General features: G+C 36.5%; 20 protein-coding genes and 1 riboswitch. All 20 genes read right to left on the bottom strand.

Annotated features, from left to right (window positions below):
• Positions 1–25 precede the first annotated feature (25 nt).
• The gene (locus Q7V21_RS02535) at positions 26–1,036 is read right to left on the bottom strand and encodes a glycosyltransferase family 2 protein (RefSeq protein ID WP_304915775.1); all 1,011 of its coding nucleotides are present in this window, start codon (positions 1,034–1,036) and stop codon (positions 26–28) included.
• On the bottom strand, positions 1,029–1,547 hold the full coding sequence (locus tag Q7V21_RS02530) for a serine O-acetyltransferase (protein WP_304915774.1): 519 nt from the start codon (positions 1,545–1,547) through the stop codon (positions 1,029–1,031). The genes Q7V21_RS02535 and Q7V21_RS02530 overlap by 8 nt, the downstream gene beginning before the upstream one ends.
• Complete coding sequence (locus Q7V21_RS02525; protein WP_304915773.1) at positions 1,544–2,437, bottom strand: sulfotransferase domain-containing protein; 894 nt, start codon at positions 2,435–2,437, stop codon at positions 1,544–1,546. Before Q7V21_RS02525 ends, Q7V21_RS02530 begins: the two co-directional genes overlap by 4 nt.
• On the bottom strand, positions 2,424–3,398 hold the full coding sequence (locus tag Q7V21_RS02520; protein ID WP_304915772.1) for a glycosyltransferase family 2 protein: 975 nt from the start codon (positions 3,396–3,398) through the stop codon (positions 2,424–2,426). The genes Q7V21_RS02525 and Q7V21_RS02520 overlap by 14 nt, the downstream gene beginning before the upstream one ends.
• Positions 3,399–3,407: 9 nt before the next feature.
• On the bottom strand, positions 3,408–4,349 hold the full coding sequence (locus tag Q7V21_RS02515) for a sulfotransferase (protein ID WP_304915771.1): 942 nt from the start codon (positions 4,347–4,349) through the stop codon (positions 3,408–3,410).
• A gap of 17 nt (positions 4,350–4,366) precedes the next feature.
• Positions 4,367–5,401 carry a DUF563 domain-containing protein gene (locus tag Q7V21_RS02510; protein WP_304915770.1) on the bottom strand — a complete coding sequence of 345 codons (1,035 nt, stop codon included), beginning with the start codon at positions 5,399–5,401 and terminating at the stop codon, positions 4,367–4,369.
• Entirely contained in the window at positions 5,394–6,476 is a 1,083-nt protein-coding gene (locus tag Q7V21_RS02505; protein WP_304915769.1) for a glycosyltransferase family 4 protein, read from the bottom strand. Before Q7V21_RS02505 ends, Q7V21_RS02510 begins: the two co-directional genes overlap by 8 nt.
• Positions 6,477–6,539: 63 nt before the next feature.
• Positions 6,540–7,448: a glycosyltransferase family A protein gene (locus Q7V21_RS02500; protein WP_304915768.1), complete on the bottom strand. Its 909-nt coding sequence runs from the start codon at positions 7,446–7,448 to the stop codon at positions 6,540–6,542.
• Positions 7,449–7,450: 2 nt separating this feature from the next.
• Positions 7,451–8,362 (bottom strand): glycosyltransferase, encoded by a 912-nt coding sequence (locus tag Q7V21_RS02495; protein ID WP_304915767.1) that lies wholly within the window; start codon positions 8,360–8,362, stop codon positions 7,451–7,453.
• Positions 8,359–9,204, bottom strand: a complete 846-nt coding sequence (locus Q7V21_RS02490) for a sulfotransferase (RefSeq protein ID WP_304915766.1) — start codon at positions 9,202–9,204, stop codon at positions 8,359–8,361. The genes Q7V21_RS02495 and Q7V21_RS02490 overlap by 4 nt, the downstream gene beginning before the upstream one ends.
• A 135-nt stretch (positions 9,205–9,339) precedes the next feature.
• Positions 9,340–10,593, bottom strand: coding sequence for a polysaccharide pyruvyl transferase family protein (locus tag Q7V21_RS02485; protein ID WP_304915765.1), 1,254 nt, complete (start codon positions 10,591–10,593; stop codon positions 9,340–9,342).
• 1 nt (position 10,594) lies between these two features.
• Positions 10,595–12,418, bottom strand: coding sequence for an ABC transporter ATP-binding protein (locus Q7V21_RS02480; protein ID WP_304915764.1), 1,824 nt, complete (start codon positions 12,416–12,418; stop codon positions 10,595–10,597).
• 57 nt (positions 12,419–12,475) lie between these two features.
• A complete protein-coding gene (locus Q7V21_RS02475) occupies positions 12,476–13,876 on the bottom strand; it encodes a hypothetical protein (RefSeq protein WP_304915763.1) in 1,401 nt (466 codons plus the stop codon).
• 1,063 nt (positions 13,877–14,939) lie between these two features.
• Entirely contained in the window at positions 14,940–16,970 is a 2,031-nt protein-coding gene (locus Q7V21_RS02470) for a right-handed parallel beta-helix repeat-containing protein (RefSeq protein ID WP_304915762.1), read from the bottom strand.
• Positions 16,971–17,380: 410 nt separating this feature from the next.
• On the bottom strand, positions 17,381–18,271 hold the full coding sequence (locus tag Q7V21_RS02465) for an ExeA family protein (protein ID WP_304915761.1): 891 nt from the start codon (positions 18,269–18,271) through the stop codon (positions 17,381–17,383).
• A gap of 3 nt (positions 18,272–18,274) precedes the next feature.
• Positions 18,275–19,114, bottom strand: a complete 840-nt coding sequence (locus Q7V21_RS02460; protein ID WP_304915760.1) for a CpsD/CapB family tyrosine-protein kinase — start codon at positions 19,112–19,114, stop codon at positions 18,275–18,277.
• 37 nt (positions 19,115–19,151) lie between these two features.
• Positions 19,152–20,912 (bottom strand): Wzz/FepE/Etk N-terminal domain-containing protein, encoded by a 1,761-nt coding sequence (locus tag Q7V21_RS02455; RefSeq protein ID WP_304915759.1) that lies wholly within the window; start codon positions 20,910–20,912, stop codon positions 19,152–19,154.
• Positions 20,913–20,927: 15 nt separating this feature from the next.
• Positions 20,928–22,115, bottom strand: coding sequence for an autotransporter domain-containing protein (locus Q7V21_RS02450; protein ID WP_304915758.1), 1,188 nt, complete (start codon positions 22,113–22,115; stop codon positions 20,928–20,930).
• 37 nt (positions 22,116–22,152) lie between these two features.
• A complete protein-coding gene (locus tag Q7V21_RS02445; protein ID WP_304915757.1) occupies positions 22,153–22,704 on the bottom strand; it encodes a polysaccharide biosynthesis/export family protein in 552 nt (183 codons plus the stop codon).
• A gap of 120 nt (positions 22,705–22,824) precedes the next feature.
• Positions 22,825–23,325: a hypothetical protein gene (locus tag Q7V21_RS02440; RefSeq protein WP_304915756.1), complete on the bottom strand. Its 501-nt coding sequence runs from the start codon at positions 23,323–23,325 to the stop codon at positions 22,825–22,827.
• Positions 23,326–23,354: 29 nt separating this feature from the next.
• Positions 23,355–23,443, bottom strand: a riboswitch (cyclic di-GMP riboswitch).
• Positions 23,444–23,581: the final 138 nt, after the last annotated feature.

Here is a 23,581-nt window from a genome sequence, read left to right as displayed (position 1 = left end):
TATTTATAGTGAACGCTAAGTAACTTTATTTATATTCAATCAAGCGACTGCGAACACCACGTAAACTATTTTTTTTGAATTCCAGCATTCCGAATAACTGAGGCCACTTCCCAACTACGTTTGACAGGGCATACCAGAATGGTTGTTTTAGATTTTGAAATCGACTTTGATATCGTATTGTCAATCGAATGACTTGAAGCGGATAAATCAATAACAGTAGTAAGGAATAAGGCTGCCAAAAACTTAACCCCAAAATACCTATTGGCAAAATAGCAGCCCAAAATAAGATACTTTTACACTCTGAGCGTCGAAACTTTTCAGCAGATTGGCCATGTATGGCATAAGATTCCGCGAAAGCATGACCTGCTCTTTGGTTACGTTTCCACCATTGGCCTAATCGCGTCATTGCAGCATCATGTAATGTCATTTCAACATTTAAACGCATAATTTTCCAGCCTACTTGACGCATCCTGAAACACATTTCTGGTTCTTCGCCTGCAATTAGACTTTCCCGGTACCCATTCATAGCCTGAAGTGCAGTTAAACGGAATAAAGCATCACCACCACAGGATTTAGCTTCGCCAACTGGCGTATCCCACTCAATATCACATAAAAGATTATAAACGCTCGACTCTGGAAATCTTTCACGCCTGCGTCCACATACAGCGGCGTAATCACTATGGCTATCTAAAAACTCAGCGGCCTTAGCTAACCAACCGGGCTGAACTTCACAGTCTCCATCAACAAACTGAACATAAGCTAAAGCTTGTTGCTTTTCAACCAAAGCTACCAACCCCGCATTGCGGGCTCTGGCAGCTGTGAACGGCTGAGATAAATCTAAACAAACAACAGTAACACCCAACGATATAGCAAATTCTACGCTGTTATCTGTAGAACCCGAGTCAACATACACAATATGCTCAATATCATTGCACAATGAGGTTAAACATTGCTTTAATCGAGCACCTTCATTTCGACCGATGACAACAGCACCAACCTGAGAATCAAATTGATAATCAGAAACTAGTTCAGACAATGTGGTCACCCTCAGCTGTAGTACCAATAATTTTGGCCGGAATCCCAGCAACTATGGCATAAGCAGGCACATCTTTAACAACGACGGCATTAGCTCCGATTAGGGCATGCTCACCAACGATAATTGGTCCAATTATCTTAGCGCCCGCACCGATGTCTACATGGCCGTAAATAGTAGGAGCCTTAGTGCTTTTACGACTAATGCCTATTGTCACTTGTTGATGTATCAGGCAATTTACTCCGATTTTTGCTTCAGGATGTATGACAATTCCATTAGGGTGTGGAATAGATAACCCACCACCAATGTCACCATTAATCGGAATATCAGCTCCTGCAATTGCTGACCAAAAACGATAGCGAATCACGGCTATTTTTTTATTGAATTTAGCCAGCAAGCTTTTTTTACTGGAGCTTTTCTGATAATCACGGATACTTTTTAAAAGTTGTCTTGCTGGTGACCAAAAACTTTTTATCCTTTCACGTTCCCAGTCTGCAACCTCTGATGAAATCATGATGTTGAACTCGTTTGCTGCATTTTTGGCGCTAAACTGGCATCAATACTCTGAGCCTTTTCTTTGAAATTCTGCAGATTAAGATCTACGTTGAGCAACTGACCTAATGATGACAAATCATCATTAAAAATTTGTGTCAATTTTTGCTTATGTCGCTCATCAATCTGTGGGCGACTTTTTAACGTCAATTGACTTTTCACAGCTTCACGTAAACTTTGTGGAATAAAAGTGCGTCTCAACCAAGCTAAAACTGGATTGTTAACAACCGTGTTATAACCATTAAAACGTCGAACGCGTTGACTAGATACATTTTGCTCTGGCAAATTTTCATACCATACGACTGGTCTATCGTAACCTAGAAATCTTGCTACCTTTTCAAGCTCATATTGCGGTCTGACCCTGAATGCTTCAGAAAACACAATATGGATATTCTGCGCCCCATAGGCTTCAATGAATGGAGCAATTTGCATTGAATATCGGCTGTAATTTATTAGCTCATCAAACTCATCGATCGCATGATTGATATCGGTTTTGATTACATTTTGTGACCATTGATGAATGTAATGTGAAACCAAACGATCCACAGGGTGGCGAACAACATATATTAGTTTTAAAGAAGGGAGATAGGCTTTCATCCTCTGGACCGTCAACGGATAGTCTGGAAGCTTTGTGTAATGCGTACTCGATTCACCACGAATATCATCTTTTTGGGCACCCGAAAAAAGATCAGCATACCAATCAAGTCCTAAATTAAAGACAGCATCATCACTAAAAAAATTAGGTTCTTTAGGTGTTGACATATAAAACCCAGGTTGCAATGCCAACTGCTCATGTAACGTACTTGTAGCGCTTTTCATGGCACCAATGATGATAAAATCAGGTTTTGTCATAATTTTTAGGATGTATGTAGTTTCTAGTTGGTTTCAGGAAATTTATCCACGTATCACGCCATTGTTTTTCAGCAATATTGGATTGATACTGCTTGGAAACTATAGATCTAAGATGGGCAATTATCGCTCCAAAGGTCCAAAGTAAGTTTGCAACCAATAAGCCAACATGCCCATAAACCAGATAAAAATAACGGGTACGTGACTCGTAAAAATATCTTGGTAAGCGTTTTCTAAGTTTTGCTTGGGATTTAAGTGGAGAGCTCCCCCCCCTCAGATGAACAACATGTGCTTGCGGAATATTTAATACTTTCCAACCCGCTTGTACCGCTCGATAACTGAATTCAACATCCTCAAAATACATAAAAAATTCGTCGTCCAGCAAGCCAATTTGCTCAAAGACTTCTGCCTTAATTAATACACAAGCAAAACTTGTCCATTGATAAAAACCCGGCTCACTAGTTACAGGCTGTGGAACGACATACTTTGAAAATAGTTTTGTTATAAAACGAGTACTTGATGATCTTATTAATTCACTAATTGGAGAATGAAAGCGAAAACAACTTTCTTGTGGGGTAGTATCCTCCCATTCCAACCGCGGACTAACCATTCCTACAGCAGTGTTTCGTTCAGCCGCTTCTAAGAGTAACGATATTGCCCCCTGACGGACAATCGTATCACTATTTAATAAGAGATAGTTCTTAGCCTTTAGCGAACGTATTCCGATATTATTACCGCCAGAAAATCCGGTATTGTGACCTGCATCAATTAATCTCACCCAGGTAGCAGCGTGGTTTTCCTGAATCCAAACACTCAGTAGACTTAGTGAGTCGTCCTGAGAGTCATTATCAACTACTATCACTTGCATTGAGTTTGCATCAATTTCCGACTTTAATGATTCCAATACAGCTTTTACAAGACCAGGGGTCTTATAATTTATGATAACAATAGCAAGTGTAAGCAAACTAAATCCTTATTTAATTACAGACTTGTCGATCTCATTCATTTCAGTGCGTACAGTTTTGGATTGATTGGCCAAATTTAACCAGCGAGATAATCGCTCTCGAATGACTAAAAAAAGACCATATCTTTTAATTGAGAATTGTAACTTATACAGCTTATTTTGGATTTTTAAATAAGCTTTTTCTAATAGCGAGCCTTTGAAGTTTTCGTACTGACTTTTTTCATATTTAAGTTTATCAAATGCTCCACCAACTTTACTTTCAACCTGTTTTACCTCACTTTCAGAAAGCTTTCTTTTCCATTGAAAGATGAGACTCACATCCGGTTTTTCATAAGTTGAAGACTCATGGTAATTCAACATTGAGTCTGTGTATGTCACACCAGTAAATTCGCAAATATTTTCCAGAGTTACTTGAGGATCAGTAATCAAATCTTCAAAGTAAATTTCTATGTACTGGTTGTCGGAAAGAGTAGGTTTGAGTTTAGACCAAGAACGTTCTGTTTCAATCCAGTGATCCACACCATAATAAACGTTCCCGGCCCAGCCCATACCAATGCTAGATCGAGCAACGTCCCGAGGATCTCGAATTAAATGTATATATTTAGCTTCAGGAAAATACTTAGGAATCTTGTCAAAATGTCTGTGTATATTAATTAACAAGACTTTATTTTCCTCACTCAGCTGGTCTTTGAATGATTTCAGAACCTCAGAATACTCTTTTGCTTCACGAGGGAAAAACAAGTTTTTTGATAGAAAAATGCGGTGATTAAGCAGCCAATTTTCATAGTTATGTAATTCTGGAGATTGGTAATCATCAGTAACCATATCAAAGAAAAAATCAAATTCCCCTGGATTTTTCAGTTCGGGATGATGATTGAGCATAAGGTGAAGCAGGGACGTACCAGAACGTAGTGCCCCACAAACAAAAATTAAAGTCTCATGATTCATCATCTATTCCTATCCGAAAATTAAGCATTAATCTGGTTCATAGCGGCATCAAGACTTTTTAAACATATCTCAAAATTAGACAAAGAATATTTTCGCGGATCTTTAGGTTCGTCATATGCCTGCAAAATAATTTCAGGCCATAGTTTGCCGCGAACTCCTACCCATTCAAAATCTAATTGATCGCATATGACTCTATAAACGTTTGTCATGTGTCCAGGATTAAACAATTCAATCAATTTCAAATTATTATCAGGGGACATTGCTCTCAACAATAAAGGGCCTAACGCCGCACCGTGGACCGCAACGATGTGGCTTGCATGAACAATCATTGATATTTGCTCTAATACATCAAAGTCTTCAGCATAAACTTTGAGATATCCCTTGTTCACTAAAAAATCTTCAACTATTTTTTCATTTTTTAAAACTCTGTTTCCACGTCTGGAAATAAAGATTTTTTTTGGCAATCCCTCAGAAAGGTTTTGTATTTTTTTGTGGAAATCAGAGTTGCTTAAATAAGTTTTAATGATTTGGTATCTTAAGCCCCTTATAGATTGCCATGGTGAAATGTCATATTCACATGCTTTTGCAAAAATATGTCTGTCTGTCTTCACCACCTCATACCCTATTTCTACAAATATTTTTTCAATATACTTGGGAATAGATGATGGCAATACTATTGTGAGACTCTTTCCAGTAACTTGCTTACAGTAATCCTCAGCTATCAGTGTCAAAGGCAAATGATTTGTAAGAGCGTGAGCAATATTTCCAGGTTCTTTGTAACGGAGATCCATTATTATTTTATCTTTAATAATAATTTCTTTTGAAGCTGTAAATACCCGTTTTATTAAGGGTTTAGTCTGTAATTCTTTATTCTCTATTCTTTTTTCATCATCAGAGATTTTCAGTATTAAGCTACCAGCCAGAGTAGCTGAAGCTGAGAGTTGTATTTTCTCAACTTCAGGTACCCAAGAGTCAATTAGGTAAGTAGACGGAGCAAATAGCCAATCATTTGGTACAGCATGCGATGGAAAATCTATTTTTTTAGCTTCAATCATTTTTCAGTAGCTCAATTAATACTGAAGAAAATTCATCGACCTTGGTATCCCAATCATAAACTTTTGATTTTAAATACGCATTATTTGACATAACCTCCCAATCAGAATTTGTCATAGCTCCAATTGACAAAATAGCCGCCGACATTGAATTTACATCATCAATATCAATCAAAAATCCGGAGGTTGCGTCCGCTAGAAGCTCAGGAGCGACTCCCGCTTTAGTGGCTATGATTGGTGTTCTGCAAGCCATTGCTTCAAGTAACGGTAATCCAAACCCTTCTAACCGACTACCGAAAAGCCAAACATCACATGATGAATAGATGTCCCGAAGCTTGTCTTGGTCTGGCTTCAAATGAAATTCTGTGTTTAAAGGTAAAGGTAAACTAAGTCTTGGTGGATGAGCAGCGAAAGCAATTACCTTTAAATCAGGAAAAGTTTTTTTAGCTATTTCAATACTCGCTAAAGATGTATCACACCCCTTAAAACTTTTCTCATCTGCGTACATTAAACCAACAGTTAATTTTTTTTGCTTTCTCCTAGGTGGAGCATGAAATAACTCATGATCGACGCCATTTCCAACAATTGAAATATCATTAACACCATGATTATTTAATAAACAATCAGCGATCCACTTTGAAACTACAATTTTCTTAAAAGGAAATTGAAAGGTGCCCGTGACTCTATCAAGTGGAAGCCAAGGATGCATCTCATAATGTTGAATAAAATAGACTTTTTTACCCTTTGCTTCGGGAAAGTTTTTAATCCATTCCGCTGTATACCAAAAAGTAGCAATAATGATATCAGCATCAGGAACATCACTTTCTGTGACAGACCTGTTTTGTTCTAAAACTTTGACTGAATAATTAGCATCTTGAAAATAGGTATCATCAAAGTTTATTTTGAATATCTCTTTCTTAAATATCTTATTTTTAAAGCGCTGTATTTTGTTTGTTTTATCACTTGGTGAAACAACGGTTACTTGGTGTCCTCTTTGACTCAACAATTTGGCATAAACTGAAATCACCCTTAGACCGCCTGATAGGTTTAACGTTGGAACAACAAACGTTATTTTCATATAAATTCCATAGAAAACATTGGATTAGCAATAACAAAAATATTTATACCGAATGATTCAAAGTCAATAACCTCTTACTGCACAATAAAGCAACTTCAAAGACTCTTTCGATATAGGGGAATGTTTAAACGCTTTAAAAGCATATTTTCTAGAAGTTTGTATATTTTTACCTTTTAATGCCCACCAACCCCACTTTATATATATTTCATAGGGCGACAGGTTGTTTGGTGAATTAGTCATCGCTTCAGTAATACTGAGTTTAATGCCTCTGCGAATTCCACATTCTGTCAGCACTGATAAACGGTCACTGCTAATATCACTTCGGTTTGAGTGACAGATACTATCGATATGTTGGCGATAAAAAAATAAATACTGCTCCAAATTAGCAAGCTTACCCATTTCTGCTAAACGTAAAAACAGACATAAATCTTCAGCGCCTGTTAATTTTTCATCAAAGCCACCGGCATTCAACACTGCTTCTTTTTTCATCATTGATGATGGAAAAATGATAGCCCCACCTTTTCCAGCTAGATGAAGATTATCAATCTGCTCATGTTCAAGAGGCATTTTCCATTCAAAAATTTCGTCCCCATCTTTATCAATCATTATTGTCGATGTTCCTATTGCAACAAATTCTTTATTTTGTTGAAGGAAGTCATATTGATCGCGTAAACGTGAAGGATGAGAAATATCATCTGCATCCATCCAAGCAATTATTTCAGCATTAGCTAAAGACACAAGCTTATTTCTTGTAACAGAGATACCTGAGTTTTTTTGTTGAATGAATGCTATGCGTGCATCAGACTGCGTGTATTGCTCGATAATTTTCCTAGAATTATCCGTGGAACCATCATCAATAATAATCAGCTCAAAATCTTGAAAGCTTTGCTTTAAAATGCTTTCGATTGCTAAAGCAAGATATTTCTCGGCATTGAAAACCGGCATTAACACGGATATTGTTGGAGAAGACACAGTTAGAACCTTCTTAAGAAAGAACAAAAAAGTAAATTCCAGCCAGCCTTATCAAAAGGTAACTGCCGTATAGCATTTAGTGCATAAATGGCAGATGTACGCCATTGTCTATTCGAGTGGGCCCACCAACCATGTTTAAGGAGAATTTTATTCTTCGAAGATCGAGAACCATCTTCCCTTCCTTTCCGAAATTTGTTTTCGAATTTTATACCGCGCTTTTCACATTCTCTTCGACATATAATTTCAGTGGCTTCGGTTTGCAAAGCGTGGTTTTGAGTACTTATTGAATTATTATGGATACGATATTCCAAAAGCACTTCATCAATATTTTCCAAACGTCCATAGTGACTTAGATCCAACCATAATGCTAAATCTTCAGCAGGATAGTTTTCTAAACGATAGCCCCCAGCTGATAATACGGCTTCCTTTCTGAACATCACCGAGGGATGAATTAGTGGACAGACACCATTTAAAGCAGAATTAAGAATTTCATCGTGATTTAGTTTTGGTTTGGTATGGGTAAGGAAACGGGACTTTTGATCTATAACGCGAACCTTTGACCCTACAGCAACACAATTTGGATTAGTATCCATAAAATCTTTTTGGGATTCTAATCTTCTTGGAAGAGAAATATCATCTGCATCCATTCTTGCTATTAATTTTGCAGATGCTTTTTCAATACCTTCATTTAATGTGATGACTAGTCCTTTGTTCTCTCTTGATATTAAAATAATTCTCGAGTCTAGCTGCTGATAATGTTTTATCATTGACTCCGAATCATCAGTAGATCCATCATTAATAATGATAAACTCAAAATCTTTAAATGTTTGATTAAGAATACTTTCAATAGAATACTTTAAATATCCTCCAGCATTATAAACAGGCATTACAACAGAGATTTGGGGACTATTCATAATCGTCTTGCACCCTTAAAATCATAGCCTAAGGCTTTCATCAGTTTTCTTGTATATCGCCAAACGATTAACTTTTGGAAGAAACCTAAATCTTTTTTCCAGCCATCAATTGTTCCTTGCCTGTAGAAACCATCTGGTTCCTTTATAATATTGTTATCTTTTGAAATAAACAGATTTTTATTTTTTGAATTATTTTCAAATGTATTTTCATTTATCATAAATTCTATTAATTCATCATTATAATCCAAACCAATAAAATCAAAGATTCGCTGAAGCTGAATTGAAGTTGATGAAACTAGGTCTTCGTAATAGACCTCAATGTATTTACTGTTGTCTTTTGCAGTTTCTGACCGTTTTGCTTTAGAAACATGTCTAAACCACATTATGGCTGCTTGCTTAACACTCGATGGTGCCCAACCAATACCCCATGATCTATTAGCTGCTATAAGAGATGCAGTCACTGCACGGCTATCACGAATAATATGGATAAATTTTGCATTAGGTAAAACTTCAGCGATATCATCAAGGAACATTGCATGACATGGTGACTTTTCAAGCAATATTTTCCCATCATTATGTTCGTATATTTCAGAAAAAGTATATTCCCAGCAATGTCTAATTAAAGTATCTATTTGAGCAGGTGATAAATAATAACTGAGACCGACACCTCGATTGTCATGATTTTTTTTTACGGATGATAGAGCATGAATGAATATCAAAAAAAAATTTGACTCCTGTCCTCCACAAACACTTTCGTGTTGTAAAAGTATACGTTGAAGCCATGTCGTTCCGCTTCTTGGTGAGCCAACAATCATTACAGGTGAAAAAATATCTTTTGTCATAACACTTTTAATACCCACCGGAGCTTATTCACGTTTGCATTGTATATGTCGACTGTAAATTTTATCTAAATAATACTAATTCAAATCAATACAACTCATAGATTTATAAAATATGATTTGTAGTTAAAATATTCTTTAAACCAAGAAAGACTTGTAAATATTTTTAGATTTTTCAATTTGACTATTCGCACTATCAATTAGAAGTGATCTTTCTGAAAGAACATTATTCCAAGCAGCTTCGATTGATTTAGACAATATATCACCAACACTTTCAGCACTCTGGACATCAACAATATGAAAAGCATATTTAAATTGTCCTTTAAGACCATCAAACTTTTGTTTGTAATATTCAGATGCAACTATTGCAACAACAGGAATCCCCAGAGATAAGGCAAATACACCAGCATGATAACTCCCTGTAACCACTATTCTGCAGGATGATATCTCCTTCAAAACGCTTTCAACAGTTTCATAATCCGATATTTTTAATGATTTATTCAATAATTGTGACAAAGCCTTAATATCAGAATCTTCACTGTGAGAGGAAATTGGAATTGGTGATAAATCAGCAGAAAGTATCTGTGATGTTTTTAGTAATGTTTCTTTTATTTGAAAAATTGATTCTTTATTAAGTGAGGAGTAATCAGCAATTCGTAGATTTATTCCAATCTTTTTCGAAGATTTAATAGTATCCCTGTGTTTCAGTGTTATTTCTATCGCATCATCACCTGTGACACGGATGCATTCTTTCTTGCCACCCAATTTTATTGCAAGATCTTTCGAATAAACCCCTTCCCTCAATCCAATCATTAAAAGTTTTGGGAAAACTCGTTTTGCAATATTTTCAAGTCTCAAGTTTGTTAATGGGCCAAGTCCTTGTCCTAACATAGCTGTTGGCTTACCCATATTCTGTGCAAGCTCAAGCGTATTTAATACATTTTCAGCATGACTTGAAAAGCAATCTGTTACAAAGCCACCACCTGTCGCAATTACATAGTCAGACTCTATTACTTTATCTAAATATTTACGTATTGGCTGTGTTTCAAAGCCTCGTTTTTGCAATCGATAATGAATGATTGGATAAACTAAATTAGGATGCTTAAATTTAAGCCAATCTTCAAAAAACTCCACATATGGAGTTAGTTTGTTTGGAATAAGACGAAATATACCTCCAAATAAGTTTCTTTTTTGTTTCCATAGTTTTCTTCCATTTATTTCAACTGGCTCTGCGTTTGGATATATGCTTTTGAGTTTCTCTGGATTTACTGTAAATACTGAAACTTTTGCCTCTGGTAATAAACTATTAATCCTTGATAAGGCTACAATTAGCATTGATATATCGCCAATATTTTTAAGCTCATAGCCACTATTATCTATTAATATTTTCATCTTATTGCTTATCTGTTATTGATGGTTGTTCATTTAATAAGGTTTTAAAATGATCACAATTATTGAGTAGATATTCATAGTTTCCATGAGAAACAAGGTGCCCTTTACTCATAACGAAAATCGTATTACATCGTTGAATAGTTGAAAAACGATGTGCAATCATGATTACTGTAAGGTCCTCTGCAAGTTTATAAACCGATTGCATAATCGCTTCTTCGGTTGATCCATCAAGCGCACTTGTAGCCTCATCTAGAATTAAGATTGTAGGTTTATGATATAAAGCCCTAGCTATTCCAATTCGTTGTCTTTGGCCACCACTTAGTCTGGCTCCCCTTTCACCAACAACTGTTTCATATCCTAAATCTAATGATTCTGTAATAAATTTATGAATATTTGCCAATTTGGCTGAGGATATAACATCCTCAATATTAATTTCGTCTTTAGGAAGACCAAAAGCTATATTTTCAGCAATAGTTGCGTCAGATAAGAAAATAGACTGGGGAACATAACCTATAGAATTTTGCCATTTACGAATATCTTTACTTTCAAGTTTTTGATCATCAATCAATAGCTCTCCTTCATCAGGGGATAACAAACCTAGAATGAGATCAACCAAGGTTGATTTTCCTGAACCACTACTCCCGACTATCCCAATGCTTGTTTTAGCGTTTATTGTTAAATTAATATTTTCTAATGCTTTTTTGGAAGCACCTGGATATGTAAAACTAATGGTTTGAAGTTTTAACGTATCGTTAATTGGAATCAATTCTTTGGTAATTTTGTGAGATGTAACTAATTCGGCCCTTCTTTGTACTTTTTTCAAATCATCGTACAAACCATCAACAGCGACAGAGTCGTGTTTTAGCAAAGCAAAACTTTTAAAGACCTCTTGTAATGCAGGCATTAACCTATATCCGGCGAATCCATAAAGAGCAAGCATCGGCATCACTTGTTTTGAATTATCACCTGTAGCCACGAGGTAGATGGTAAGAACCAGAATGCCTCCGAATGCAATTGTTTCTATTATGTATCGAGGTATATCACCCACAGAGCTATTGAAAACTTTTCTACTAATAATTTTTTCGGATACCCTATTAAAATGATTCAAATAATGATGTTCCCGGCCTAAAACCATAAGCTCCTTTATTCCCCCAAGGGATTCATTCATGTATTTGTGTCTTTCCGCAAATAACTCTGTAATGTCTGTACCAGTTGTCGATAATTTCTTTTTAAACAGGAGAAAGATAACTGCGTAGCTTCCACCAAGTAATAAAAAAGCTATTAAAGCTACAATAGGATTAACCAATATTAAAAAAATTAAAATTGCTATGACAATCGCACCTTTCGAAATTATTTTAAGGGTGCTCATTATTCCTCCATTTACGACTCGACCAACTTCGGAGGTAAGGTTATTTATTAACTGAGAACTATTACGATATAAGTGAAAAAGATACGATTCACTTAGATAATTTTCTAACAACTTACTGGTAATAGTATGTACCATGTTGGCTACAAACTTTGCCGTCATCCATGTACTAAAAGCAATGAATGCATTACTTAAAATAAGGGATAAAAGCACCAAAATACCTAATGCAATAAGGAAACTTCTCGTATCATATAAGCCCGTAAACTGCTGAATAGAAGAAAGATATTGATTTGTCTCAATGATGCTTGGGTCAGTAGCGACAGCAATAAATGGAAATACTGCCGCAATCCCAATAACCTGAACAACAGCACTAACAAAGATGATAACCATTAAAATCATCAAACTTTTTTTGTCTTTATCTGACAATTCTTTATACAATTTCTTAAGGCTAGAAAACATTTAACTTCCTATTTATATAGTCATACTCTGTTGATTACTATTTAATAATTACAATCATCATTTTATTTCTAATGAGTTATTTATTTTTGCTGTTGAATCAGTCTTAACCTGGTTTACTGAAATTATTTCATAACAACGTCCCAACAAAGAACCTATTATTAACCAATACAGGGGATTGAGTGATGCATTTGGCATTTGATCAACTAAAATTAATGCCACAATCAACGCCTGAGAGGCTAAAAACTTTCCTTCATTTTTTGCATCCTTTGATCTTGATTTGACGATCCCCTGGCATTTAAAAGCTAACCATATTGGCAAGACAACAAAGAGAAACTCTGTTAAATATCCAAACCAGCCCCTTACACCCAAGGTGATTATCCATTTTCCATCTGTAGTACTCAAATCATCACCGGTCAAATCATCTCGCACACGATTTCTTCCCCAGCCTCCCCAACCAAATAAAGATTTATTGTTAGCGTGTGAAAGTAGCTCACGCTCATGATCAAACCGATATTCTAGTGACTGGGCTCTCTCTGCACTTACCATATGTGCATATTCTAATATCGTGTTATGAGGAAACAATTTAACAGAGCTCAATATTGGATATGATATAAACATAACTGCAATTATCACAGCACCAAGATGAACTAACCGATTAGGAATGAACAATATACTAACTAAAGCGAGCAAGCCAAATACAAGTGCTGCGAGACTTTTCGATAAAAATAAGGTTATGAATACGAATAAAAGCAAAACACCGTTACCCGTAAAGCTAAATAACTTTGTCTGTGCGGATTTCATAGTCGCAATAAAAGCCACTCCAAGGGCTAAGAAGAATGCAACTAATAATCCATGCCCCATAAACACTATAGCCCGAAACCCACCATCTCTATATTGTTGCGCCCATGAATGTGGGAAAAATCCATATAAATTTCTATGAAGCTGCGGGCTCATACGAATCTCGTATAACGCAAAAACAGCATAGATAATCGCTGCTATTGCAAAATATCGAAACATCAGTTGCTGACTCTCGTATGATCGAAAATATTTAACACCAATCAGAAAGGGTAAAAAGTATAAATAGTTACCGACTGTATCTGACAACCCATCATACATAGTCAAACTGGGTAAATGATAAAATCTTTCCGTATTTGTTAATGCCGTTAAAAATGGAGAAATCAAAAAACCTAAAAATATTATTTTTAAAAACCTACTTAATGAATCATATCCTAGAGTTTTTTTATTTAAGAAAAAATATGCGATAAATGTCATTGTTGTTACAGTGAATTTATCAAATGCAGGGATTCCAGGTAAGTTAATTTCAAATGATGCCGGCAAAAACATATAAGCACCAAGTAATCCTATTAACACACCTGATTGTAGACCATATCTTTTGAACAAATAAAAAATGATAAATGGCCAAATGATTATTGCAGCATAAGCTATAGGATGGTTCATCTGTATATGCGTACCATTTTTGTTACTTTATATTTCGATTTCATATAAATTTAAGAAGAATTTGGATTTAAGTTATCATACTGGCATTCTCCAACATAGTTGGATTAATACACAAAAATACCATTTAGTTTGATGAAAATATAAACTTGTATACTAAGCGTCTATGCAATACTTTGGTTTTTATATTTGTAAAGTTTAATATGGCAAGTGGCCAATACTACACGTTCTAGTTTTGTTTAAATATCTTGTAGAGCCAATATGAGAGTATTTATATATAAGTATATTCTTACGAATCAATCACAGATTCAGTACATCTTTATACCATGATAACCATAATTATGTTACCAATACACTTAAAAATCACTACAAATGATTGCCGAGTTACTGATTAACTTTTTTAAGAAAAAGTAATTTTCTGAACTTTTGAGGTGCGCTGAAGAATGATTGCATTTCTACCAACACTTTAAGGAATACGTTCTGTTTTGTTCAAACGTTCGAAGCCTCTGGTTTCGTCACAGCTAGCTTAGTTTATCTGCAGAATATGTTGCTGTAATTATCGTTTATTTTTTAGATGATTTTAGTTCTGATTATTAGGCTGTTCACGCAATGTAATTTACTATAGTTGTGCACAATCGTTAATACAAATTTCAATGATTACATTTGGATGCTAAAAATGACTTCTGCCATTACTGATTTAACATAAATCACTCTGTGAGTTAATTTTATGCTGAGGGGTGCCCTTCGTCATAGCATCTAAGGCTTAGGAGCTTTGTGTGTGCACTTATTTTCAGAATTGAGTACTGGTAGTAGGTCTTGGATCAAGCTTCGAATGAATCTCATGAAAGATATAACCCCCCAAATTTGCAGTTGCTATCAACTTTAATAGTGTATATGTCCAAATGTTTAATTGTTTTGACGATTATGCTCAGTTTTTCCGCTAAACGTTTGTACTTTAAATAGTTCTGATTTGACAGTTTTTGGAAAACCAAGTAACAGTATCTTATATATCCTGCAAGGAGGGATAGTTAAAATATCCCTCCATACAAAGAATATAGCATTAATATCATTTCATTAAGCATCGTCCTGATGCGTAGGCACGACATTGAGAAACATCAATATCATCATTCTTTTGTCTGGAAGCTTCAATTACATCTTTAACTTTAACACTATATTTTGAGCTTTCAGATTCAGTTTTTGGCAAACCGCTGGTGATATCCATTTGTTCTGTTTCAATAGACAATATATTAGTAGTTGTATCAATAGATGAGTTAGGAGTAGTGTATGAAATAGCATCATCTATTGTTGCTATGTCAGTTGATGAAGTTTTATTTGATTTAGACGAACCACCACCTGATGATGCTCCTCCACCCGAAGTGCTTCTTGATTTCTTAACTGTATCAAAGGTTGTTGTTTCGCCAAATTGCTGATCAGTGGTTACTTCAGAGGCATTTTTTACGCTAATTGTAGCAGAAGTATCTTGTGGACTTTTGTCAGTGATAACAAAATTATCCGATTCAACCACAACTGGAGCTGGTTGTTGTGATGCATCAGAATCGGATAAGTCAGAAGCATTTCCAGTTTCTTTGTTTACTTCTGAGTTATCAACTATTTGTTGTTCTGGCGAATCACTGTTAACCGGTTGATTTTCTATGACTTGCTGCTCCGCTGATTCAATGTCAACGGGCTGATTTTCTTCAACCTCAGAGACTTGATTTTCTGGGGCTTCGTTGACGGGAGGAGTTTCGACTACTGATTCTTCATTACTTTCAGTGTGCTCGTTGATTAAGTCGATAATAGAAATTCCAGAATGAAATTTACAACTATTACTGATGATACTCGTTAATGCGTTAGCTCCCCAACGATCAATACATTCAGCCTTAGAATCATTTGGTTGAATAATTTCATTATTAGTTATCTTAGCCTCATGCTCTCCACCAATAGAAATGCCATTAGCATTCAAATGAGACATTACTATCTTATTATTTGAAATTGTAATATCTTTAGACTTGACTGTATTTTCCTCTCTAACCGGTACCTTTATCCCAGCACGAAGCACGTTACCTTCATCGACAATCTCATTCCCTTCAATCATTACCCCTTCACAAGACGCGCAACCAATAGCAACATTACCAACATTGATTAGTTTGTTATTGTTAATTTTTACATTATAAAAAGCTTCTTCCTTTGCATAACCAGGGTCTACACTTATTCCCCAGCAATAAGGGCTAACTCTACCTAGATCCTCTTTAACGGTATTGTTTTCAATTGTAAGGTTTTTATATTTACCGTGTACAACGAGGGATACTCCTTTACATTGTCCATCAACAATCGCTGATTTATATAAAGTATTCCCTCTAATGGTTACATTAGTAAAATAATGATCATCTTTGCCAGCTGAAGACATGTAAATGTTATGGTATTTTATATGTCTATAAAAACCATTATTTTCGAAATGATTGTTTTCAATTACACAATCATTACATGCCCCCAACCATCCCTGCCAAGAGTTATTAATAATTGTACTATTCGACAATGTGATTCTATCGTTCATGCCATTGGCACCAGCCTTCAACTCCCAAGAGCTTCCACCGGAATAAACGCCATGTTCGAAACCCTCGATATGTAAGTTATCTAAAATCACATCGTCTACATCGTTATAGAGGAAAATGCCATTCCGCCCCCCATTTCCATGTATTGTTAAGTTTCTAACAACATACCCGCCATCTTGAACTGCAGCAGAACCATTTTGAAAGTTTAAACCGGTAATTTTTTGATTAACAATAAGTTGAGGTCTTGGTTTTTCGGGATTACCGTAATCCGCCAATGTACAAGGTGAAGATGCACCACAACGAGTGTTAAAAATTCTTTTATCGTTTACCTGGAAGTTCCCGCCTCGACAAAAGAGCACATTGCCACCCGCAAACATCCCATTAAAGGTATCAATGGCTTTGCTGAATGTCTTAAATGGACTTGACTCGGATTTACCATCATTTGCATCATTCCCTGTGTCGCAAACGTAGTAATTTTGCGCCTGAGATGCGGCGCTAAAAGCCATCAATAAAAATGCACCTAGTAGTTTCGAAAATAAATTCATGATCATCTCCCCCCGTTATTAAATAGATGAGTCGGTATAGATGATATGACGATCGTGATTAATGAATAGTGATTAGCTTCACACATTGCTGAATGCTCCCACGCAATTAGAATAGTATGTGAGGTAGTAAGCAAAATATCTATTACTTACGATTACAGACATCACCTTAACATATTAATTCGCGGGATAATTTTCGTATAGATTTAAATAAAATGCCCGGCGTTGCCGCCGGGCCAAAACCCTCTGGGGGGCAGAGGATTTTCAAACGTTTACTTCACGCATCAATGGATTCACCTCCACTTTGGTTGTGGGGATGTATTGATATTAATTATTTTAGAGAAGCGATTACGTGACAATAGTCACAATTCAGAATCATTTGCATTTAAAGTGAAAAAGTCCTGCCCGGGAGTCTATTGCAACTGTATGTTGTGTTGCTCCAGCAACCATCCTCTAACCCGCTTTACATCTGCGTTATCAGAAAATGTAGATTGAACTATACGAGTAGATTTTTTATCTCGCATCATTTCGAGCAGTATAGGCACATCTATTTCTTGTTTATCTTCTGCAAAAGCATAGACCATTGCAAAATCACATAAATTGTTTATGCGACGAGGAATGCCTTCGCTATAACAATAGATAACGGCACAAGCTTCATTGGTAAATATTTTATTCTTTGCCCCAGCAATCTGAAGCCGGTATTCAATGTAATTTTGGGTTTCAGGATAACTCAGTGCTTTTAAGTGGAATTCAACTCCAATTCGCTGCGCAAATTGTTTCAATTCGGGGAGATTTAACTTATCGATAAGTTCAGGTTGGCCCGTTAAAACCAATTGTAAAAATATATCTGAATCAATATTTACATTGGATAATAAACGCAGCTCTTCCAAAGCTTGCACAGAAAGGTTCTGAGCTTCATCAACAATTAATACTACTCGTTTGCCTTGGGCATGTTGTTCAACAACAAAGTTAATATAGTCTCGATAACGCCCAGCGTTGTCAGTTGCAGTAGATTCTATTTCTAAGGAATCTAGCACCCATGTCATCAATTCACCAAATGACTCATGTGTATTGTTGATCAAACCTATCACACAATCGTCTTCAATTTTTGATAATAGAGCACGGATAAGCGTTGTTTTACCGGCGCCAATTTCACCTGTTACGACAGTAAATCCTGCATGACTCATTAAGCCATATTCAAGCATCGTTAATGCTTTTTTGTGATTCGGGCTTAAGTAGAGAAAAGTAGGATCTGGAACCAGATTAAAAGGTTTACTTGTAAGGCCAAAGTGTTCTGTATACATGAATTAGTAATTTTGATGTTCTGGATGGTGGGCGGCTTTGTTCACTACGGTTCCGAGCAGATGTGAACCTTCCAGTAACTGGAGAGACTTGGTTATATTGGATTCAGTATTTTTACCATCTTCAAGTACTAACAATGTACTGTCGAAATACCCCGCAGATAGCAGTACATCATCGGTTTGTAATAATGAGGGTACATCAAAAATGATTACACGCGAATCATATTGCGATTTAATATCAGCAACCAAGCTTGCCATTTTTGGGCTAGAAAGTAGTTCAGCAGAATCATCAGCTCGGCCAAGACCTGGCAAGATAACTAATCGTTTGATACCTGGATTCATTAAAACTTCTGACAACTCGTAGTTACCTGAAAGGTATTCACGGAGGCCGAGAGAAGGTTTTAAACCAAAGTTTTTACTTATGCTTGGGTTTCGTAGATCCATATCAACCAATAGAACAGTTTGGTTCAACTCCATTGCAATAGCTATAGCCAAATTAGAAGCTACCACTGACTTACCCTCACCTGCCGTCGGCGAAGTAATAGCCAAGGTTTGCCAACGGTTACTACGCATTTTTTTTAATACTTGCGTGCGTAGCATTCGAAAAACAGCTGACTGAGGATTGTTATAAAACCCAGCAATTATCCGATTACGCTCAAGCGTACTGTTCGAAACATCAATTACTTTTGTTTGTGAATAAGATATCGACTCTAAAACATTTTCTTCAAGCGGATCCTCTACTCGATCATTTGCCTTTCTTACATCGAGATTATTTCTAGTTTTAATAACCGGTTGTTGGGCATGTTTTTCTTTTGCTTTATCAAGTGCTTTCTGAATTCTATCCATTATAAATTACCAATCTATTTATCGATTTAGGGTGCCGTTATAGCAAGCTAAGCTTGTTAAGCAACTTGAACCAGAATACTTCAAGATTCATTACGAAAAAATGAAACAGTGAAATCGCTACGATGCCAAATAAAATTAAAACAATTAGCCAACGATAAATTAAAACTCGTCTCTTGCTTTTCTCTTTTTCAGTCCTGATAAAAGGAATTACCACCAATGGCGGTTTACCGACCACTCGTGAGATATTGCTATATCCACGGACCCCTCCAAAGAACATTTCTATTAAAAATGCCAAGCCAACTCCAGAACCGACAGAGGCAACAAACCCCATGGCTAATAACTTTGGACGGTTTGGTTTTTCAGCTGAACTCGGAACCTGCGGAGGTTCAATTAAGGTAAAACTCTCCCCTTTATTTTCAGATTCTAATGTTTGTGCAAGCTCTGCCTGCAATTGTTTTGCACGCAATTGCTGATATTGATTCAGTTTATTCTGATGGTCACGCGTTAAATCCATATAGGCACGTTGTACCTGATTGGTCTGCACTACACGATTTTCAAAATCAATAAGTTTTGCTCTCAAGCCCTGCTCACGCTCTCTCAATCGACCAATTTCACGCTGAATTGAATCAATTTTGGCTTTGACCTCAATATACACGGGATTTACATTAGCCGTCGCTGCAGGTGCACTACCCACATCTTCAGTAGGTAGATCTCTTAAACGTTGCTGCAACTTAGCAAGATTTGCTTCCTCAGCTTTTACATCAGGATGCTCACTAGCATAACGTTGCTTGAGACTTTGGAGGTTAGACTGAACTGCAGTTATTTCGGCCTCAACTGACTGTCTTGGTGACATTGTTGAACCAACTTGTGCCTCTAAAGCAGCAACTTCACGTTTAACACGTTGTAAATCTGGGTGGCTCTCCGAGTAACGACTTTGCATAGACCGCAATTCTGCACGCAAACGTTCTAAAGCAACTTGTTCAGGTGTTGCTTGCGGCCCCCCCGCAACGGCTCCTGGCGTATTTTGTTGTGGCATCATGGATAACTGCAAAGACATGGTAGTGATTTGATCACCTAGCACCATTATTTGATTTTCAACTGCTGCAATTTCCTGCTGGGTATTTTGTACCATGGATAAATTGTATTGAAGCAAATCGGGAAGACTATCACTGTATTGATCCCTGAATTCAGCAATCTCTCTCTCAGTTTGCTGTACTTCTTTCTGCATTCGATCGCCTTCTAATTTCAAAAAGGCTGTTGTATCTTCGGCACGGTCCGTTCTGGTTCTTACATTCTCATTTAAAAATTCTGTAACTAGTTCATTTGCAACTTGCTGAGCAATGCGTGGGTTCTTATCTAAAAAAGAAACCCTAAAGGCAATACTTGCACGTTTAGCTCTACCACTAACAGGATCAGTTACGTTCGCCTGAACAATATTGACACTAACATTTTCTCTAAATAAAGAGACTATTGGTCCTGTTGTTGGGGATTTTTGGCGTTCTTCAGCATACAAATTGTATTTGTTAACAATCTGCATGACTCTCGTTGTTGTCATTAATCGCTGTTTAATGACCTCAATTCGTTGATCAGCATAACTTGTAACCGTAGTTCTGATTAAATCCTGCGGTATTTCTTGGGATTCAATTAAAATCAAACCTTCAGACTTATAGGTTGCAGGCAAACTATAAGTAAAAACTGCAGTTACCGCCATAAGAATAATAGCAGGAGCTAAAATCCAGTATTTACGACGCCAAAGTATTTCCAAGTAATCTCGGATGCCTTTTACTTCTTCTTCCATTGTTATCTCTTTAATTTAGCGCGAATAACGTAAACCACTCCAGTCATAGCCTATAGTCAGAAAAACCATATTGCTATCGACTGCATCTACATTTGTGCCTTTTTGTTCCCGGTATTGATAACCAAAAAGTAATGATAGATCCTCTTGTATCCGCCATGATAAAGAGGGTGAGAATTGTAGAAATTTTCTGTCAGTGCTGTTAATTTTATCCGCTGCTTGAGTTTCTTGATATGAGGTGTTAATGCTGAAAGAAAGTGTTTCACTAAGGTTTCTTCGCCAATTCAAACTTATCTTATCTTGTTCATTGACCACCCCCTCACCAGATGGATTTAATGATCTAGCCAATGAAAAGCTTACATTATTAATTTCTCCATTGTATGACGAAATTAAGCTAAATAAAGATCCTGAACTCTCATCTGTTATTTTCGGCCCTACTTCTGGGGTTATTTCATTTTCCAAAGTACGGTAGCCTATTTGTCCAGAAAGTGACCACTTTTCACTAAGGAGGTAGCTGCTAGTGAGGGCAATATTATATGTATCGTATTCAGATGTCTGGGTACCCTCTGACTGGTAATTTGCGTAAGTTACAGCAAGTCCACCCGTCAACCTTTCTGTTAGCGATCTCTGCCAGCCACCGGTTAAAGTATGTGTTTTATTATCGTTAAAATTTCTTGGTGACAAACCTTCAGTATTACTTCCATCATCCGTATATGTTCTCTCACTATAGATATAACTAGAATAAAGTGAATCTTTTTCGGTAATTTGATAGCTATAGGTGGGTGAAATATTTATGGTTTCGACAGTTGCATTAGACGAAAAATCTCCAGTATCTTCATCAGCAATTGAGCGCTGTGCTCTTTCTACATAACTGGCCGATACCCCATAAGCACTACGTTCAGTATTCCAACTACCGGAGATATTAGCAAATGGGTCCTCTCGATCAAGATCTTTCAAGTCGGTATAACGCTCGACACGTAAGCCAGTATTTAACGCTATTTTTGAATTTGCTTCAGCCCTTGATAGCTGCAATGTAGGTTGAATTTTAGTAACAAAACTACCGTCTTTATCTTCTCTTAACAACACATTATCGTCGTAACTAAACGTTGGTGAGAATTTAGCCCCAATCACATATTCTGCAGCCAAAACAGATGAAGGTTGACTGACTATCACTAAAGCAATTGGAAGCATTACTCTATTTTTCATGTTTGCTCCATTTGAGTGAGGTTATATTCCACCGTTGTTAAGGAATGATAATCACATCACCGCTTTTAAGCATCACATTAGTCTCTAGAGATTGACCTTTCTTGATACGGGCATAATGAACAGGAAGAATTTGTTGTTTGTCTCCATTACGACGCAAAATGATAATGTTGTTTTCTTCAGCGAATGTGTTCAGCCCGCCAGCTAAGCTCAGTGCTTGCATTGCATCCAGAGGCTGGCTCATTGAAAATGAACCCGGACGAAGAACTTTACCCAAAATATGAATTGTATTACCTGAAACAGCATTTACAGTGACATTAACCACAGGATCGGAAATATATTCAGATAATTTTGATTTCAATTCATTTTCTAAATCATATACAGATTTCCCCTGGGCATCCAACTGTCCAGCGAGGGGAAAGGAAACGGTTCCATCTGGAAGGATAACAACTTCTCTTTGTAAAGCTTCTTCGTTCCAAACTGAAATAGATAATCTATCGCCAGCGTTGAGCGTGTATGCATCGTTAGCATAAACTGTAGATGAAATTAGTATAGTCGCAATCAAATAAAATGATTTGTAAAGCTTTTTCATAAGTCCTTCTCCGTGGCTATAATTTACTTTCAGACTCGATGATAACAGCTTAATTTGTCAAAAAAAAGGGAGCCGAAGCTCCCTTTTCCTTAAACTAACAATATTGTTAACTTTATTGCCTTATGCAGCAGCTACTTGAGCTTTACGGCGTAAACCGAAGAAGCCTAGTAATGCTGGAGCAAACAGCCATAATGCAGCTGGAATTGGTGTTTCTACACGCAGGTCATAGTTACTACCAGCATTTGCAGATTCAATGAAAATGCTAATTACATAATCAGTTGCTGCTTGTAAAACCCAAAAGTAATCAACTACACCAAGTGAAAAAACTGAAACAATTGCTGGTTCAACAGTGTTCACACCATCAAAAACAGATACAATTGTATTAGGTGCTAAAGTATTGAATGTTAAAGATAAGTATGCGCCTGAAATTACATCAGTAGTCAGTGTATATGAGTCACTGACCATTTGACCAGAACTTAAGTTTGCACTGGCTGTAACAACTTGACCAGAACTTATCCCAACACTACCAATATTCGCAGCATCCCCAACTAAATTCAGTGTTGCAGCACTTGCATTTACAGAGAACAATAATACAGCAAAGAACAGCATCGCTTTTTTCATAATAATTTCCTTTAAATTGAAAAAATAAGCAATGCAACCCAGCCATCTTCAACAATATAACCGCCGAAGATCTGTAGCTTTCCGACCTTGCCTCACGACAAGTTTGGCTTTTATAACGAGACTACAATGTCTCGCGCTTAACGCCTTCCAGAAACATCTCTCAGAAGTACAGCTGCAATTTATCAATCTAAAACAATATATGTAATTGTACTATGGTACTAATTGGTGCATATTTTGTGAGATGTATCATATAAAG

The organism is Methylophaga sp. (assembly GCF_030651745.1).
Note: the sequence above shows the minus strand (reverse complement) of the source record. Positions and strands in the feature narration are given on the sequence as shown.